General features: G+C 46.1%; 16 protein-coding genes and 1 pseudogene. 6 read left to right on the forward strand and 11 right to left on the reverse strand.

What is annotated here, in order from left to right; genetic code table 11:
* Window positions 1–48 precede the first annotated feature (48 nt).
* The 3 genes and pseudogenes from STRDD12_RS04785 to STRDD12_RS04795 form a co-directional block, all read right to left on the reverse strand.
* Entirely contained in the window at window positions 49–1,248 is a 1,200-nt protein-coding gene (locus STRDD12_RS04785) for an ABC transporter permease (RefSeq protein WP_066915662.1), read from the reverse strand.
* Window positions 1,245–2,145 (reverse strand): annotated as a pseudogene (locus STRDD12_RS04790) (ABC transporter ATP-binding protein). Before STRDD12_RS04790 ends, STRDD12_RS04785 begins: the two are co-directional and overlap by 4 nt.
* A 173-nt stretch (window positions 2,146–2,318) precedes the next feature.
* A complete protein-coding gene (locus STRDD12_RS04795; protein WP_066915664.1) occupies window positions 2,319–3,755 on the reverse strand; it encodes an NCS2 family permease in 1,437 nt (478 codons plus the stop codon).
* A 242-nt stretch (window positions 3,756–3,997) separates the two neighbouring features.
* On the opposite strand from STRDD12_RS04795, the gene STRDD12_RS04805 reads away from it, so the two are divergent.
* The 6 genes from STRDD12_RS04805 to serS all read left to right on the forward strand — a co-directional run bounded on the left by STRDD12_RS04805 (window position 3,998) and on the right by serS (window position 9,804).
* A complete protein-coding gene (locus STRDD12_RS04805; protein ID WP_066915668.1) occupies window positions 3,998–4,810 on the forward strand; it encodes a Cof-type HAD-IIB family hydrolase in 813 nt (270 codons plus the stop codon).
* A 218-nt stretch (window positions 4,811–5,028) separates the two neighbouring features.
* Window positions 5,029–6,024 carry a PTS sugar transporter subunit IIB gene (locus STRDD12_RS04810; RefSeq protein ID WP_066915671.1) on the forward strand — a complete coding sequence of 332 codons (996 nt, stop codon included), beginning with the start codon at window positions 5,029–5,031 and terminating at the stop codon, window positions 6,022–6,024.
* Window positions 6,025–6,051: 27 nt separating this feature from the next.
* Entirely contained in the window at window positions 6,052–6,858 is an 807-nt protein-coding gene (locus STRDD12_RS04815; protein ID WP_066915673.1) for a PTS mannose/fructose/sorbose transporter subunit IIC, read from the forward strand.
* Window positions 6,859–6,876: 18 nt separating this feature from the next.
* On the forward strand, window positions 6,877–7,788 hold the full coding sequence (locus STRDD12_RS04820; protein WP_066915675.1) for a PTS system mannose/fructose/sorbose family transporter subunit IID: 912 nt from the start codon (window positions 6,877–6,879) through the stop codon (window positions 7,786–7,788).
* Between the two features lie 152 nt (window positions 7,789–7,940).
* Window positions 7,941–8,318, forward strand: a complete 378-nt coding sequence (locus STRDD12_RS04825) for a DUF956 family protein (RefSeq protein WP_066915677.1) — start codon at window positions 7,941–7,943, stop codon at window positions 8,316–8,318.
* Window positions 8,319–8,523: 205 nt separating this feature from the next.
* Window positions 8,524–9,804, forward strand: coding sequence for a serine--tRNA ligase (gene serS, locus STRDD12_RS04830; protein ID WP_066915679.1), 1,281 nt, complete (start codon window positions 8,524–8,526; stop codon window positions 9,802–9,804).
* Window positions 9,805–9,943: 139 nt separating this feature from the next.
* Here the strand turns inward: serS and lytR are convergent, their stop codons facing one another.
* From lytR to groL, 8 genes are all read right to left on the reverse strand, one after another.
* Window positions 9,944–11,065 carry a glycopolymer--peptidoglycan transferase LytR gene (gene lytR, locus STRDD12_RS04835; protein ID WP_066915681.1) on the reverse strand — a complete coding sequence of 374 codons (1,122 nt, stop codon included), beginning with the start codon at window positions 11,063–11,065 and terminating at the stop codon, window positions 9,944–9,946.
* A gap of 5 nt (window positions 11,066–11,070) precedes the next feature.
* Entirely contained in the window at window positions 11,071–11,601 is a 531-nt protein-coding gene (locus tag STRDD12_RS04840; RefSeq protein WP_066915683.1) for a GNAT family N-acetyltransferase, read from the reverse strand.
* Complete coding sequence (gene tsaE / locus STRDD12_RS04845) at window positions 11,594–12,037, reverse strand: tRNA (adenosine(37)-N6)-threonylcarbamoyltransferase complex ATPase subunit type 1 TsaE (protein ID WP_066915685.1); 444 nt, start codon at window positions 12,035–12,037, stop codon at window positions 11,594–11,596. Before tsaE ends, STRDD12_RS04840 begins: the two co-directional genes overlap by 8 nt.
* Window positions 12,038–12,185: 148 nt before the next feature.
* Window positions 12,186–12,320, reverse strand: a complete 135-nt coding sequence (gene rpmH / locus STRDD12_RS08090) for a 50S ribosomal protein L34 (protein WP_003082097.1) — start codon at window positions 12,318–12,320, stop codon at window positions 12,186–12,188.
* 119 nt (window positions 12,321–12,439) lie between these two features.
* Entirely contained in the window at window positions 12,440–13,315 is an 876-nt protein-coding gene (gene rsmA / locus STRDD12_RS04850) for a 16S rRNA (adenine(1518)-N(6)/adenine(1519)-N(6))-dimethyltransferase RsmA (protein WP_066915687.1), read from the reverse strand.
* A gap of 221 nt (window positions 13,316–13,536) precedes the next feature.
* Window positions 13,537–14,106 carry a ribonuclease M5 gene (gene rnmV / locus STRDD12_RS04855; protein ID WP_066915688.1) on the reverse strand — a complete coding sequence of 190 codons (570 nt, stop codon included), beginning with the start codon at window positions 14,104–14,106 and terminating at the stop codon, window positions 13,537–13,539.
* A 96-nt stretch (window positions 14,107–14,202) separates the two neighbouring features.
* Window positions 14,203–14,988, reverse strand: coding sequence for a TatD family hydrolase (locus STRDD12_RS04860; protein WP_066915690.1), 786 nt, complete (start codon window positions 14,986–14,988; stop codon window positions 14,203–14,205).
* Between the two features lie 145 nt (window positions 14,989–15,133).
* Window positions 15,134–16,759 carry a chaperonin GroEL gene (groL, locus tag STRDD12_RS04865; RefSeq protein ID WP_066915691.1) on the reverse strand — a complete coding sequence of 542 codons (1,626 nt, stop codon included), beginning with the start codon at window positions 16,757–16,759 and terminating at the stop codon, window positions 15,134–15,136.
* Window positions 16,760–16,762: the final 3 nt, after the last annotated feature.

A 16,762-nucleotide genomic window follows, 5' to 3' on the forward strand; every position in this document is an offset into this window, starting at 1 on the left:
CGATTCTGTGGCTCTTCTTTCGTGCGTTATAAGAGAGGTCGCCAGCGCTTAGCGTCTGGTGAGCCCCCGTTTGAAACTTTGCCAGAGCCCTAGGTCATCCGTTTGTAAGATAAGACCGCTGTAGGAACGACCGATGAAGCCCACCAAAGCAAAGGTGGCGAGGACCAGGATAGCCAAGGAGACCAATGCTTCCCCTTGACTGGCAAAGCCATTGATAACTCGGATAGGCATAAAAAAGCTTGACAAGAAGGGAACAAAAGAACCCAGGCTGACAATAAGACTATTCGATTGACCAAGGTAGATACTGCCAAAAAGGCCAAGCATGACCAGATAGAGGACAGGCTGGGAAGCTTTATTAGCATCTTCAGGTCTTGCAACGATAGCCCCACACAGGGCTGACAAAGCTACATAAATAATTAACCCAAAGATGATAAACAAGAGATTAATCAGGTCAAAGTGTTTTAAAACAGCTTGCAAGAGAGGTTGAAATTGCTGCAACCAATCCTTGGTTTCTGGAAGACGACTCGCCACTTGATAGGTCAAGACAGCGCCTAGCGCATAGATAACCAACTGGGTCACAATAACAGCCGCCACCACCAAGAGCCTACTGTAAAAGTAAGTGGAAGCCTTCATGCTAGAAAAGACCACTTCCATGATTTTGGTGCCTTTTTCACTGGCAATTTCTTGGGCTGTGTTGGCCGAATAAAAGAGCAATAAAATATAGAGAACGGCAACCATTCCATAAAAAGAAATCGTTTTGGCTAAACTATCGGTGTTTTCTTTGGCAGATACTTTTTCAACCAATTGGGCTTGGTCCTGCAAGGTTGTCACTTGGTCAACAGACAGTTGCGCCCTAGCTACATTACTGGCCACCTGTAGCGTCTGCAAATGCCCATTGATAAGAAGTTTATCATTAGCTGACAACCTTTGTTTGGCACGGTAAGTCGCCTGATAGTGCCCCTCATCTTGTGTAATCAGGAGATAGCCCATAATGTCATCAGAATCAAGGGCATCCTTAGCCTTTTCTTGGCTGGTGTAGCTCTTAAAGACCTTTTCCTTGAAGACTTGATTGACCTGATTGTCTTGGCTGACCACGGCGATGGTGTCCGATTGCGCATTTTTAGCAAAGTAGTTCCCAGCAAAGCTAATCCCAATGAAGAGAAAAGGGGACAACACCATAAAGACAAAACTCCAAGAACGCACTTGGCGCTTGTAGCCACTGCTAAAAACGGTCCATACTTTTGTCATGCTTTGTCTCCTCCTTGTGCAATCCACTTAAAGATTTCATCTAAACTTGGGGCCTCCTGAACAAAGGTCGTCACATATTGCCCCTCGGTCAATGCGTCAAATAAAGCTGGACCTGCTGCTTCATCATCAATTTTCAACAACCAGTTGCCATCTTTTTGCAAATCAGCGGCCTCCACATGGGGAAGGGCTTCCAGTTGCTCTTGGCTTTTCTGGCTAGAAGTCAAAATCCGGGTCTTACCAAAATGATTGCGCACCTCTTGGATACTTCCGTTTAAAACGATATCCCCATCTCGAATCATCAGTAAATCGTCACAGATTTCTTGGACATTGGTCATCACATGGTCTGAAAAAAAGGATTAAAGCCCCCCGTTGCTTCTCGGCTAAAATGACTTCTTTGAGTAAGGCAGTATTAACGGGGTCCAACCCAGAGAAGGGTTCATCCAAAATAATCAAATCTGGCTGGTGAATCAAGGTAATGATGAGTTGGATTTTTTGCTGATTTCCCTTAGACAAGGACTTGATTTTGTCGGTCATTCGTCCCTTGACAGCCAGACGTTCCATCCATTCGGGAAGGTCCTTTTTGACCTGGCTAGCGGATAACCCTTTTAATTGGGCCAAGTACTGCACCTGCTCTAAGACAGTCCATTTGGGCATGAGACTCCGTTCTTCTGGCAAATAACCAATCCGAGAATAGAGAGATTGACGAATGGGTTGTCCCTCAAAAAGAATTTCACCCTCGAAGCGTAGAAAACGCAAAATGGAGTGAAAAAGTGTTGTTTTCCCAGAACCATTTTTTCCAATGATTCCAACAATATGCCCGGCACTCGCTTGAAAACTCAAGCCATGGAGCACTTCTTTGTCCCCAAAGCGCTTGACGAGCTCTTTGACTTCTAGCATAAACCTCTCCTTTATTTCATAAATACCTGTTTGAGTATCAAAGTACTTTCTATTATAGCAGACCTACAAGGTTTTTTAAAGATTTTTTAAGGAAGGCTTAGCAACATATCCTGCTTTAGCTTGGCAAACAAAAACCCCAGCCGGCTAGCGACTTGGGGGTAATTGTCTCTTTTTTATAAAACAGCTAGGCTGATAAAGTTGAGAATAAAGAGGGCATCCAAAACCCAGATGATGGCATGAACATCTTTGGCCTTGCCTTGAACCACTTTACTAAAGGTGTATACAATGAAGCCTGTCGCAATTCCCATGGTGATACTATAAGCAAATCCCATAAAGATAGTCATAAAGAAGGCAGGAATGGCTTCACCCAAATCGTCCCAATCGATTTCCTTGAGGTTTGACAGCATCATGACCCCAACCATAATCAGCACTGCAGCAGTTGCTTGACTTGGCACAATAGATAAGAGTGGGCTAAAGAAGCTTGACAGAGCAAAGAGCACCGCCACAACGAGAGCTGTCAGACCTGTCCGACCACCAGCTCCGATTCCGGCTGCTGATTCGACATAAGTCGTCACATTTGATGTTCCGGCCAAGGCACCAACTGTTGTCCCGACCATATCGGAAAAGAGCGCCTTATCCATTTTAGTTTGAAGCCCTTTCGTCTGAGCCACTTCCTTATCGCTGGAAATGTTGAAGATACCAGCCTTAGCGCCAGTTCCTACCAAGGTTCCGATATTATCAAAGACATCGGTCAAGACAAAGGCCAAGATGGTCAATAAGACCTCAGGCAAACGCCCGCTTTGTGAAAAGAGGGCCACAATCCCTTTGCTTCCAACGGCCTGTCCTGCAATTTTACCCAAGTCATGGAAAGCAGATACAGGGCTACTTGCTGCCCAGTTGATGGCCGACAAGTCGACCACACCTGCAAAAATCGCAATGATGGTTGTCAAAGCGATGGCAATCAATACCCCGCCTTTGATGTTACGGATTACGAAAAAGGCGGTAATAAAGATAGCCACAACTGCCAAGAGGACGGCTGGCGTATTCAAGTGTACCAAAGATGGGGTTGCACTGGCACTAGCCGTGATAGAGCCAGTCCCTTTATTGGCATCACCTGTCACAGTATAAGTACCCGCGTCAATAGCAAACTGGAGCAAGCCGGCATTTTTCAACCCAACATAAGTCAAAAAGACACCAATACCAGCAGACATAGCTTTTTTCAGACCATCAGGAATTTCATCAATAATCATCCGACGCACACGTGTCAGCGTAATCACAATTGAAATCAGCCCACAGATGAAGACCATAGCCAGCGCTTCTTGCCATGTATAGCCCAAACTAAAACATACGGTATAAGTGAAAAAGGCATTGAGTCCCATTCCAGGTGCCATGGCATAAGGAATGTTGGCGTAAAAGGCCATCATAAGAGTCCCTGCAACAGCGCCAATAATCGTTGCGAGGAAAACACCCTGAGCAGGCATCCCTGTCTGTCCCAAGATAGAAGGGTTGACAAAGAGGATGTAACTCATGGCAAAGAAAGTTGTCAAACCAGCCATCAGTTCTGTGCGAACGTCCGTCTGGTTTTCTTTAAGTTTGAAAAATTTGTCCATTAGGTCTAATGAAACTCCTTTAAAATAAAAATACTCTTAATTTTAACTAAAATTTCCAACACTGGCAAGTTCGTTGCCCAAATGTATGCGTTATCTTTCGTAAAAACTCGCTTTAAGAAGCTTTTTTCAGTCAAATTCTTACAAAACGCTCCTATTATTCTCTTGTATTGGTCGAAATCAACCAAAAACGTTCGGCTTTTTTATCAGCCCCTTATTGCACTTGCCTATGCTATAATAAAGCTATGACTTCAAAACTAATCGCCCTAGATTTGGATGGCACCTTGCTCCATAGCGATGGCACCATCTCTGACTACACCAAAAAAACACTTAAAGCCCTTGAGAAACAAGGCCATTTACCGATTATTACGACGGGACGCCCCTATCGCATGGCTTGGGATTATTACCATGAGCTGGGCTTAAGCACCCCCATGATTAATTTTAATGGCTCCTTGACCCATCTCCCCCATCAAAACTGGAATAAAACCCTCAGTATCACCATTGATAAACATTACCTTTTTAGCATGCTTGATCAACTTGAGGCCTTTGAGGTGGATGCGCTGGCTAGCGAATACCGTCGAAAATTCTATCTGACCACTTTAGATGACCAAGTCATTGCCCCAGAGCTGTTCGGGGTTAAACGTTTCATCTCGCAAATGCAACTGCAACGCGACAAAATCACAGACGACCCAAATGGTATCCTTTTTCAAACCCATGCCGAGGATAAGTATGCCCTCGGTGACAGCATGCGTCACTATTATAAGGATGAAATTGAAATCAATACTTGGGGTGGACCCCTCAATATCTTAGAATGTTCTGCCAAAGGCATCAACAAGGCTTTCGCTCTCAACTACCTCTTAGACATCTATCAGAAAGACCGCAAGGACCTGATTGCTTTTGGTGATGAGCACAATGACACCGAGATGCTGGATTTTGCTGGCCTTGGTTACGCCATGAAAAACTGTAGCCCTGTTTTACTGCCTCATGCTGACCGCCAAACCCAATGGACCAACGATGAGGACGGGGTAGCCCGTACCTTGGAAAATCTCTTTTTATGATAAAAAAGCACCTGAAAACGTCCAAGAAGTGACACATTCTGGTGCTTTTTGCCTGTTTTTGAGCTATTTTTCTGAATTTTCCCTAAAAACCTATTGACAATTTTATGAAACCGTTTTACAATAAATGAGTTCTAGAAAGCATCTGCTTCCGATTTCATTTTTTTTCAAGAAAAAAGAGAGCGGTTTCAGACAAAATTTATCAAGGAGGTAGAACACGAATGGGAATCGGAATTGTGATTGCCAGTCACGGCAAGTTCGCTGAGGGGATTCACCAATCAGGCTCTATGATCTTCGGCGATCAAGAGAAAGTACAAGTGGTTACTTTCATGCCTAATGAAGGCCCAGACGACCTTTACGCCCACTTCAACGATGCCATCGCAACATTTGATGCTAACGATGAAGTTCTTGTCCTTGCGGACCTTTGGAGTGGCTCGCCCTTTAACCAAGCCAGTCGTGTCATGGGGGAAAACCCTGACCGTAAGATGGCAATCATCACCGGATTAAACTTGCCGATGTTGATCCAAGCTTACACCGAACGGTTGATGGATGCCAATGCAGGCGTTGAGCAAGTGGCGGCAAACATCATCAAGGAAGCTAAGGACGGTGTCAAAGCCTTGCCTGAAGAGCTTAACCCTGCCGAAGCAGAAGCCCCTGCTGCAACTAGTGAAGAAGCTGCCCCACAAGGTGCCATCCCTGAGGGAACTGTCATCGGAGACGGTAAACTTAAAATCAACTTGGCACGTGTTGATACACGTCTCTTGCACGGTCAGGTTGCAACCAACTGGACCCCATACTCTAAAGCAGACCGTATCATCGTTGCTTCAGATAGCGTTGCCCAAGATGACTTGCGTAAGCAATTGATCAAACAAGCGGCACCAAACGGTGTCCGGGCCAACGTTGTTCCTATCGCTAAACTGATTGAAGCCGCTAAAGATCCTCGCTTTGGAAACACGCATGCTTTGGTCTTGTTCGAAACCCCACAAGATGCCTTGCGCGCTATCGAAGGCGGTGTGCCAATCACCTCACTCAACATTGGTTCTATGGCACACTCAACTGGTAAAACCATGGTCAACAACGTTCTGTCTATGGACAAAGAAGACGTCGCTACTTTTGAAAAACTTCGCGACCTCGGTGTTGACTTTGACGTCCGTAAGGTTGCCAACGATACCCCTAAAGATCTCTGGGAACTGATCAAAAAAGCCAACGTTCAATAATTCAAATAAAGAGAAAGGACAAATAACATGTCAGTTATTTCCATTGTTCTGGTCCTTATCGTAGCCTTCTTGGCAGGGCTTGATGGGATTTTGGACCAATTCCAATTTCACCAACCACTGGTTGCTTGTACCTTGATTGGTCTTGCAACAGGGCATGCTAGCGCTGGAATTATCCTGGGTGGTAGCTTGCAATTTATCGCGCTCGGTTGGGCAAACATCGGTGCTGCAGTAGCTCCTGACGTTGCCCTAGCTTCCACAGCTGCCGCTGTCATCTTGGTAAAAGGTGGGGACTTCTCCACTCAAGGTATCGGTGTCGCAACTGCTGTCGCTGTCCCATTGGCCGTTGCTGGTCTTGCTTTGACCATGATTGTACGGACACTTTCTGTCGCAGTCGTTCATACAGCTGATGCAGCTGCAAAACGCGGTAATATCGGTGGTGTCGAACGTGCTCACTTCTTGGCACTCTTGCTTCAAGGGTTGCGTATTGCTATTCCAATCGCACTGCTCTTGGCCTTGCCAACAGAAACTGTACAAGCTATGCTTAATGCTATTCCTGCTTGGCTGAAAGACGGTATGACCATCGGTGGTGGTATGGTCGTAGCGGTTGGTTACGCTATGGTTATCAACATGATGGCTTCTCGTGAAGTTTGGCCATTCTTCGCTCTTGGTTTTGTTTTCGCGGCTGTGACTGACTTCACCTTGATTGCCCTTGGAGCTATCGGTGTAGCCATTGCTCTCATCTACCTGAACTTGTCTAAACAAGGTGGTTCTGGAAACGCTGGTGGCGGTTCTAGTTCAGGTGACCCAATCGGCGACATTTTAGAAGACTACTAGAAAGGGGAGCACTATCTTATGTCAGAACGTATTACACTTACAAAATCCGACCGTCGTAAAGTTTGGTGGCGCTCTACCTTCCTTCAAGGGTCATGGAACTACGAACGGATGCAAAACTTGGGTTGGGCTTACTCATTAATCCCAGCTATCAAACGCCTCTACACCAAAAAAGAAGACCAAGCAGCAGCTTTGGAACGCCACTTGGAATTCTTCAACACGCACCCTTACATCGCTTCTCCTATCTTAGGGGTTACTCTGGCTTTGGAAGAAGAACGTGGAAACGGTGCTGAAATCGATGATGCGGCTATCCAAGGGGTTAAAATCGGTATGATGGGACCTTTGGCCGGTATCGGTGACCCAGTCTTCTGGTTTACAGTTCGTCCAATCCTTGGTGCCCTAGGAGCTTCTATTGCTATGACCGGCAATATCTTAGGCCCACTGATTTTCTTCCTCGGATGGAACATCATCCGTATGGCCTTCTTGTGGTACACCCAAGAATTGGGCTACAAAGCAGGTTCTGAAATCACTAAAGACCTCTCAGGCGGTATCTTACAAGACATCACCAAAGGTGCTTCTATCCTTGGGATGTTCATCTTGGCAGCTTTGGTTGAACGTTGGGTAAGCATTAATTTCACTGTTAACTTGCCATCTCAACAACTGTCCAAAGGTGCCTTCATCGAATTCCCTAAAAATGCTGTCACTGGCGAACAATTGCAAACTATCTTGGGACAATACAAAGACGGTTTGAGCTTGACAGCTGAAAAGGCTAACACCCTGCAAAGCCAATTGGATTCCCTAATCCCTGGTTTAATGGGCTTGCTCTTGACCTTCTTGTGTATGTGGTTGCTCAAGAAAAAAGTCTCACCTATCACAATCATCATCGCGCTCTTCATCGTGGGTATCGTATTCCACGTGCTTGGCTTGATGTAATCGTCAAACGATTGAGACAGCTGTCTCAATCGTTTTTGTTTTTCTCAGATTAGGGAGACTAAGGACTAGAGCATTTCTCCGTGCCCAGATGGAAATTTTGTTATAATAAAAAACAGCGATAAACTACAAAAGAGCGAGTTAGGAGATGACGCATGGCACAATCCATCAACACTACTGTCGAATACACTGGAAAAGGACGTTCCTATCTGTCTATGGGAAGCAATGTCGGTTCTTTTTTAATTGGTGATAGGGGCTTTGAATTTTACAATGATAACAATGTCGAGCGCTTTATCCAAATTCCTTGGGAAAGCATTGACAAAATCGGTGCTAATGTAACCCGAGGAAAACACATCAGTCGCCACTTCGAAGTCTTTACCGATAAAGGCAAATTTCTTTTTGCCTCATCAGATTCAGGAAAAATACTCAAAATCGCCCGCGACCACCTAGGTGATGAAAAAGTCGTCAAACTACCGACACTTTTACAAACCATCAGTCGCTGGATAAAGACACGATTTGCCAAGAAAAAGTAATTGGTGTATAATGAAGCTAACGGATAAGTAGTCTCGGCGTGCTTTCCAGAAAGCCTACGGTTGCTGCGAGTAGGCAAGCCAAAGCGATGAAATTCTACCGTGATATTTTGAGATAGACAGATTAAGTGCACAAAGATTGTGAAGTTGGATGGAACCGTGCGAGAGCACTCCAACAGTTCACAATCTTTTTTTGTAGGAGGAAATTATGTTAGATATCAAACGTATTCGCAATGACTTTGATCAAGTGGCGCAAAAATTAGCGACACGAGGCGTCCCAGCAGAGACACTGGAAGCCATGCGCACCATTGACCAAGACCGCCGCCAAGTTCTTGTTACCGTCGAGGAAGCCAAGGCCAAACGTAACACGGCTTCTGCTGCCATCGCTCAGGCCAAGCGTAACAAAGAAGACGCTTCTGCTCAAATTGCTGCCATGCAAGAACTTTCCGCAGAAATCAAAACCCTTGACGCCAAGTTGGCCGATCTTGATGAACAATTAACCGTCTTTACAACGACCTTGCCAAACATTCCAGCTGACGATGTCCCAGTTGGGGCTGATGAGGATGATAATGTGGAAGTTCGTCGCTGGGGAACGCCACGTGATTTTGCATTTGCTCCTAAGGCTCACTGGGACTTGGGCGAAGACTTGGGAATTCTCGACTGGGAAGCTGGCGCAAAAGTTACAGGGTCACGGTTCTTGTTTTACAAGGGACTCGGTGCTCGTTTAGAACGCGCTATCTACAACTTTATGCTTGACGAACACGGTAAAGAGGGCTATACAGAGGTCATTCCTCCTTATATGGTCAACCATGATTCCATGTTTGGGACTGGTCAATACCCTAAGTTCAAGGAAGATACCTTTGAATTGGCTGATACGGATTATGTTTTGATTCCGACAGCAGAAGTACCTTTGACCAACTACTATCGTGGTGACATCCTTGATGGCAAGGACCTTCCCATCTACTTCACAGCGATGAGCCCATCTTTTCGCTCTGAGGCAGGTTCTGCTGGACGTGATACCCGTGGCCTTATCCGCTTGCACCAATTCCACAAGGTTGAAATGGTTAAATTCTCAAAACCTGAAGAATCCTACACAGAGTTAGAGAAAATGACCGCAAATGCAGAATCTATTCTCCAAAAACTCAACCTGCCTTACCGTGTTGTAGCCTTGTCTACGGGAGATATGGGCTTCTCTGCTGCGAAGACCTACGACTTAGAAGTTTGGATTCCAGCTCAAGAAACCTATCGTGAAATTTCCAGTTGTTCAAACACCGAGGACTTCCAAGCCCGTCGGGCCCAAATCCGCTACCGTGATGAAGCAGACGGCAAGGTCAAACTCCTCCATACCCTGAATGGTTCTGGTTTGGCCGTAGGCCGCACGGTCGCTGCTATCTTGGAAAACTATCAAAATGAAGATGGTTCAGTTACCATCCCAGAAGTCTTGCGCCCATATATGGGAGGCGTCGAAGTAATTGCCCCTCAAGACTAATAACTCATAAAGTTCGTTCTCTTAGCCTGATGCTAGAGGACGGACTTTTTTTTGTTGCCTTTGTTGTCCAAAACAATGCCGTAAAAAAGCTAGGTCTAGCCCTAGAAAAAACGCCTGAGGTAACCTCAAGCGTTATGTCTTAATAGGCGCTATAGCCATTGGTCGTATCAACTGCTCCAGTTCCTGTATCATAGCCATAGGTACTGGTATCAGCATAACCTGTAGTTGTGCTATCGTAGCCATTGTAATAGGTGCCTGTCCCATAGTAGTCCTCGTAGGTAATGACACTGTTGTCATTATTTAGAGTATCACTTTCGGCTTGCCCTAATTGTTTTTTGATGCGATTTTGCACCTGCAACAGACTGTCATTGGTCACCAGCTGGTAAGAAACCCCATCCACCATAGCATCTTCACCTTTTAGTTGGTAAGATTTAACGCTCTTTAAGGCATCGCGGTAACCCAATAGATTTGACCAGTTGTTGGCCACATCAATGTTGGTTTGCATGTTATTCGAAACAGCATCTAAAACCTTCTGGTAGTTTGAAACTGAATCCATTGACAGGATTTTTTTCATAACTTTGGAGATGACCTCACGTTGACGTTTTTGACGGCCGTAGTCGCCATCAGGGTCATCGTAACGCATGCGGGCATAGACCAAAGCTTGTTCCCCGTTGATATGGTGTGTTCCCGGTTCGACTGTCGCTGTGTATTCTGGTTCATTTTCAGCAATGGAAATTGGGAAGCTAAATTCATTGGTGACAGTGATTCCACCAACGGCATTAACCAAATCCACCAGACCTTGCATATTAATGAGCACATAAAAGTCCACTTTGATGTCTAAGAGGTTCTCAATCGTTGATTGGGCCAAGGTTTCTCCCCCAGTCGCGTAAGCTGCATTGAGCTTCGCCTGGTAGGTCCCTGCATCTGTGGTTGTAATATTCACCATCGTGTCGCGTTCGAGCGAGGTCATGGTCGTTTTTTTAGTCTTGGGATTCACCGTCATGAGAATCATGGTGTCCGAATTCCCCTCCCAGGCATCCGTCCGTTGCGAATCCCCTGTATCAATCCCCATTAAGAGGATGGAAATCGGCTGCGTTTGTTGAATGACCTTGCTAGAGGCGCCATTGCCATAGTCCTTATAGGTTTTTGACAAGGCTGACGTCCCATAATTAAATGCTGATGTGATATAGATAACCCCAGCAGCAACCGTTGTGGCAACAATGGCCAAGACCATGATTAAGATTTTTTTTCCAAGCTTCATTATTTTTATCGTCTTTCGTCTATCAACCTACCCATCGAATAGGTGTCAAGAAAGTCTCCCTTTCTCGTTTTTACCCCAAGTGGATGTTTGCCTTCAATGACAAAGCCATTCTTTTCATAGATATGGATAGCTGCCTGATTACGCGCCTGAACGGTCAGACATAGTTTGGCAAGCTCAGGCGTATGCACAGCCCAATCTATAACTGTCTCTAACAAGGCTTGTCCTAAACCTTGTCCCCAGAAGTCCTCATCTACGACTAGAAACAAGTCCCCAATATGGGCCAACATAGGGTCTTGATCACGACTGAGGTGACAAAGGCCAATCACGCGTTTTCCCAAGCAGGCGACCAGGCAGAATTGCCCCAAGCGCTCACAATCTTCAGCTAAAAAGTGGGCTAGCGCATCTGACTGAAAATTTTGCCAGTCTGCTACCGAAATATAAGAAGTCTGCTCCTGAACACGCGCCATAAAAGCAAGCAAGGCCTCACTATCCGTCGCAAGTGCTTCACGAATGTCAACGACCTGCGCCTTAGCCATTGGCTACCTCATTTACCAGTTGTTGGCTTTGAGGCCCATGACCAAGCAAGGTTAGCTGTCTCCCGTCACCCTTTGGCACAATAACAATCTCTAAATAATCTTCTAAGAGACCCTCTTCAAGAAGATTGCCCCATTCGATGACTGTCACCGCATCCCCATAGAGAAACTCATCCAAATCAATCGAGTCAGTGTCTCCATCGATGCGGTAAACATCCAAATGATGCAAGAGCAAGCGTCCTTCATAAGAACGTGCAATGGTATAGGTTGGACTTTTGACCATTTGGTCAATTCCCAAGCCACGAGCGATACCTTTGGTCAGAGTGGTTTTACCAGCCCCAAGGTCTCCAGTCAAGACAATAACCGTGCCGGGCACGAGCTTTTCTCCTAACTTTTGACCAAAGGCCATCAAAGTATCCGCTGATTCACTATAAAACATAGTCTGATTATACCAAAAATTCTGTCAAGAAACCATAGAAATTCGGAAATGCCTTTTTACCCCCACCATGAAAGGCTAATCCCCCTACAGAATTTCTCCAAAATAAAAAAGCACCAAGAAGCTCGAGTTCTTCTTGGGTGCTTTTGTCTTAGGCTGAAAGAACTTTGCGTCCTTTACGGCGACGAGCTGCGAGGACACGACGTCCGTTCTTAGTTGCCATACGATGGCGGAATCCGTGTTTACGTTGACGACGGATTTTACTTGGTTGGAAAGTGCGTTTCACGTGAATTACCTCCTCTTAGATTTCGTATAGGTTTAGCCGGCTATCTGTCTAAGATACTAAACATACCTTACTAGTTTACTACCTCCACCGACAAATGTCAAGGTCTCTTAGGATTTTATTTACGAGAGACCTTGAGCTTTGAGGCAGTCAGCTAAATGGGCGATAGCTGAAAGGTCCAAAGATTCCCCTCGGACATTGGGGGCGATGCCTGCTGCAGTTAAAGCCGCTTCTAATTTTTCCTTGGTTTCAGGTGACTTGCCAAAACGCCCAAGGAGATTGTTCCACAGGGTCTTGCGCCTTTGGACAAAGATAGCTTTAGCGACGGAAAAGAAAAAATTCTCATCGTCAACTAAGACAGCCGGCTGGGGTAGGCGCGTCATTTTTAGGATGGCCGAGTCCACATTCGGTGCAGGAACAAAAACCGTCCTTGGAACGATAAAGGCGACCTTTGCTGTCATGTAGTACTGCACTGCAATCGAAAGCGAGCCGTAGGCCTTAGTATTTGGCGCCGCTGAGATACGGTCAGCCACTTCCCGCTGCATCATTACCACAAACTCGGCAAAAGGAATCTTGCTCTCAATCAGGTGCATAAGGATGGGCGTGGTGATGTAGTAAGGCAGATTGGCCACCACCTTGATGGGTAGGTCGGGATTTTTGAAATTCTGGATGTGACTGGCTAGGTCGACCTTAAGAATGTCTTCATTGACCACGGTGACATTGTCAAAATCCCGCAAGGTATCCGCTAAAATCGGCACCAAGCGGTCATCAATCTCAAAGGCCATGACTTCAGCTGCCCGCTCCGCCAAAAACTCGGTTAAAGCGCCAATCCCAGGACCAATCTCGATAACATTGACCTGGTCATCAATTTCAGCTGTGTCCACAATTTTTTGCAAAATATTGGTATCGGTCAAAAAGTTCTGCCCGAAGGACTTCTTAAACGTAAACCCATGACGCTCTAAAATAGCACGGGTAACGGTTTTGTCTGCGATTTTCATGTGTCTATTTTCCCTACTCATTCGAAATTTCTTGTAAATGTCTAGTAATTTTTCGTGTTATTCTTATGGTTATGCCCCGGTCGCTTTGGCATTGTCAAAACCCGAGGTCTCGAAGGAAGCTAGCATATAGGCCCTTCCCCATTCTATCCATAGCCTGTCCTTCAAAAATACAGCCCTTAGTTTTGCGCAACACAGGCATGCGTCGGCAACTAAGACACAAGCTATACCTCATACCTGTCCATGCAGGTTTCCACCTCCGCCAAGGTCACTCCAAAGAGTTCTAGGCGTTTGAGGAGTTGTTTGCCGTTGGTATAGCCGATACGTAGGTGCTCGCCCAGGTATTCACGTCGCTTGCGGCTATCGTTCCCCATGAGAAGTCCCAGACGCATGAGGTCACTACGTGTTATGTCAAAGGTGTTTTCATCGTCATAGCTCCCCAGAAGGCCTGATAAGGCCTTGTCCAAATCCGCCTGACTAGCATGTTCAACACCCAGCGACCTGCCCTTAGTCTTGGACTTGGGCACGGCTTCCCCTCGGTTGAGAAAGGCGTGTTTGGCGCTAGGGACAGCCTGCATGATGCGCTTACGGATGCGTTCCCCATTATAGTCGGGGTCGGTGAAAACAATGACCCCACGCAAGTCGTTGAGGGCCTCAATTCGCTCCAAATCATCCTCGTTTAGGGCAGAACCGCGGGTTTCGTAGGTGTCCACCTCATAGTAACGTTTGAGATTGGCCGTGTCGTCCTTACCTTCGACGACAACGACTTCTTGAATTTTTTGTTTTTCCATCATTCTTTGTTTGAGTCGTTTCTTTTTTACATGGGAAGGGACCTTTATGCCTGTCTGAACATACCTGCCCTTTTTTAAAAACAGCTAGCTGTCACAGCCTCAGACATCCAGCCTAAAGAGTTTGAGGGCATTGTTTCTGGTGGCTTGAGCGACTTCTTGGACAGATAATCCTCTCAATTCAGCAATCTTATCGACCACATAACGGGCATAGGCTGGATGGTTTTCCCTGCCACGTTTAGGTACTGGGGCCAAATAAGGGGCATCCGTTTCTACAAGGATTTTGTCCAAGGGGAGGTAAGTCGCAGCTTCTTGGACATCGAGGGCCTTTTTGAAGGTCACAACCCCCGAAAAGGAAATGCTCATCCCAAGCTCGACAAAGCGATGGGCATCCGCCAACGAGCCCGAAAAAGAATGCATGATACCGCCGCGTGGGCCGACCCCCTCACTCTTGATAATGGCATAGGTGTCTTCGAGGGCATCGCGTGTATGGACAACGAAGGGCAGATCAAAATCCTTGGACAGCTGAATCTGCCGACGAAAGACTTTCTCTTGAACCTCTTTGGGGTCCTCCATCCAGTGGTAATCTAATCCGATTTCCCCCAGAGCAATGACCTTATCATCTTGCAAATGCGAGACCAGCTCCGCCTCAACGGCATCACTATAAGACCCAGCTTCTGTTGGATGCCAACCAATCGTACTATAGAGATTGGGATAGGTTTTTGACAGCGCTAAAGACCGGCTAATCGTCTCCGTATCAAAACCAACGATATTCATCTGGGTGACGCCCATTTCAGCAGCCAGTTCTAATTCTTCTGGCACACGGTCATAAAAGTTATCAACATTTAAATGCGTATGGGTATCAAAAATAGCGAGTGGTTGACTCATCCTATTACCTTCCTCTCAACTCATCCTACTTGCCTAGCCATTGTACCATAAAAGCGCAAGTTCTTTAAGTCTCACTTGTTTTTCCTTTAAAACAAAAAAGCTTGCCCCCTTGGGACAAACTTTTCAAACACTGTGGGTTTTGCCTTTACATCATCCCACCCATCATGGAAGGATCCATGGCAGGACCAGCTGGGGCTTCTGGCGCAGGTTGATCAGCAACAACAGCCTCTGTGGTCAAGATCAAACTAGCAACAGATGCTGCATTTTGCAAGGCAGAACGGGTCACCTTCACAGGGTCGATAATTCCTGACGCCACCATGTCAACCCACTCGCCGTTAGCGGCATTAAAACCAGTACCGACTGGGGCATTTTTCAAATGCTCAATCACCACAGAACCTTCGTAGCCTGCATTTTTCGCAATTTGGCGAACAGGCTCTTCTAGAGCACGCAAGACGATGTTACGTCCAGTAGCTTCGTCACCGGTCATATCTAGAGCAGAAACTTTGGCAATGACATTTACCAAGGCTGTTCCCCCACCAGCCACAATACCTTCTTCAACAGCGGCACGTGTGGCATTTAGAGCGTCATCGATACGAAGTTTCATTTCCTTAAGTTCTGTTTCTGTCGCAGCACCGACCTTAACAACAGCCACACCACCAGACAATTTTGCCAGACGTTCTTGTAATTTTTCACGGTCAAATTCAGAAGTGGTGTCTTCGATTTGTGCTTTCAAGACAGCCACGCGTTCAGCGATAGCTTGCGGTGAGCCAGCGCCTTCAACGATTGTTGTATTGTCCTTGTCTACGCTGATGCGGGCAGCTTGTCCCAAGGCTTCAATAGTTGCATCTTTGAGCTCCAAGCCAAGGTCTTCTGTAATCACGGTACCACCAGTCAAGATTGCAATATCTTCCAACATGGCTTTGCGACGGTCCCCGAAACCAGGTGCCTTAACAGCTACGACATTAAAGGTGCCTCGGATTTTATTGAGTACCAGAGTTGGTAGGGCTTCACCATCCACATCATCTGCAATAATCAAAAGCGGACGGTTGGTCTTCAACACTTCTTCCAACAAAGGCAGAACATCTTGGATATTCGAAATCTTCTTATCTGTGATTAAGATAAAGGGATTTTCTAGCTCTGCCACCATTTTTTCGTTATCTGTCACCATGTATTGGGACAAGTAACCACGGTCAAACTGCATCCCTTCGACAACATCCAATTCTGTCGCCATTCCACGAGATTCCTCAATGGTGATAACCCCGTCGTTGCCTACTTTTTCCATGGCTTCTGAAATGTATTGACCAACTTTTTCAGAGCGAGAAGAAACAGCTGCAACCTGCGCAATGGCTTCTTTTCCAGAAACAGGTTGCGCAATCGCTTTGAGTTCTTCAACGGCAGTTGCAACCGCTGCTTCAATCCCACGACGGATACCGATTGGGTTGGCACCAGCTGTCACATTTTTAAGGCCTTCACGAACAATCGCTTGGGTCAAGACTGTCGCTGTTGTTGTACCGTCACCTGCGATATCATTGGTTTTAGAGGCCACTTCAGAAACCAACTTAGCTCCCATATTTTCAAAATGATCTTCTAATTCGATTTCTTTGGCAATGGTCACCCCATCATTCGTGATCAAAGGGGAACCATAGGATTTTTCTAGAACGACATTGCGTCCTTTAGGGCCCAAGGTGACCTTAACCGTATCTGCTAAGACATCCACACCACGAACCATTGCTTCACGGGCATCTGCTGAAAATTTAATATCTTTTGCCATAAC

The sequence above is a fragment of the Streptococcus sp. DD12 genome (genome assembly GCF_001578885.1).
Classification (GTDB): Bacteria; Bacillota; Bacilli; order Lactobacillales; family Streptococcaceae; genus Streptococcus.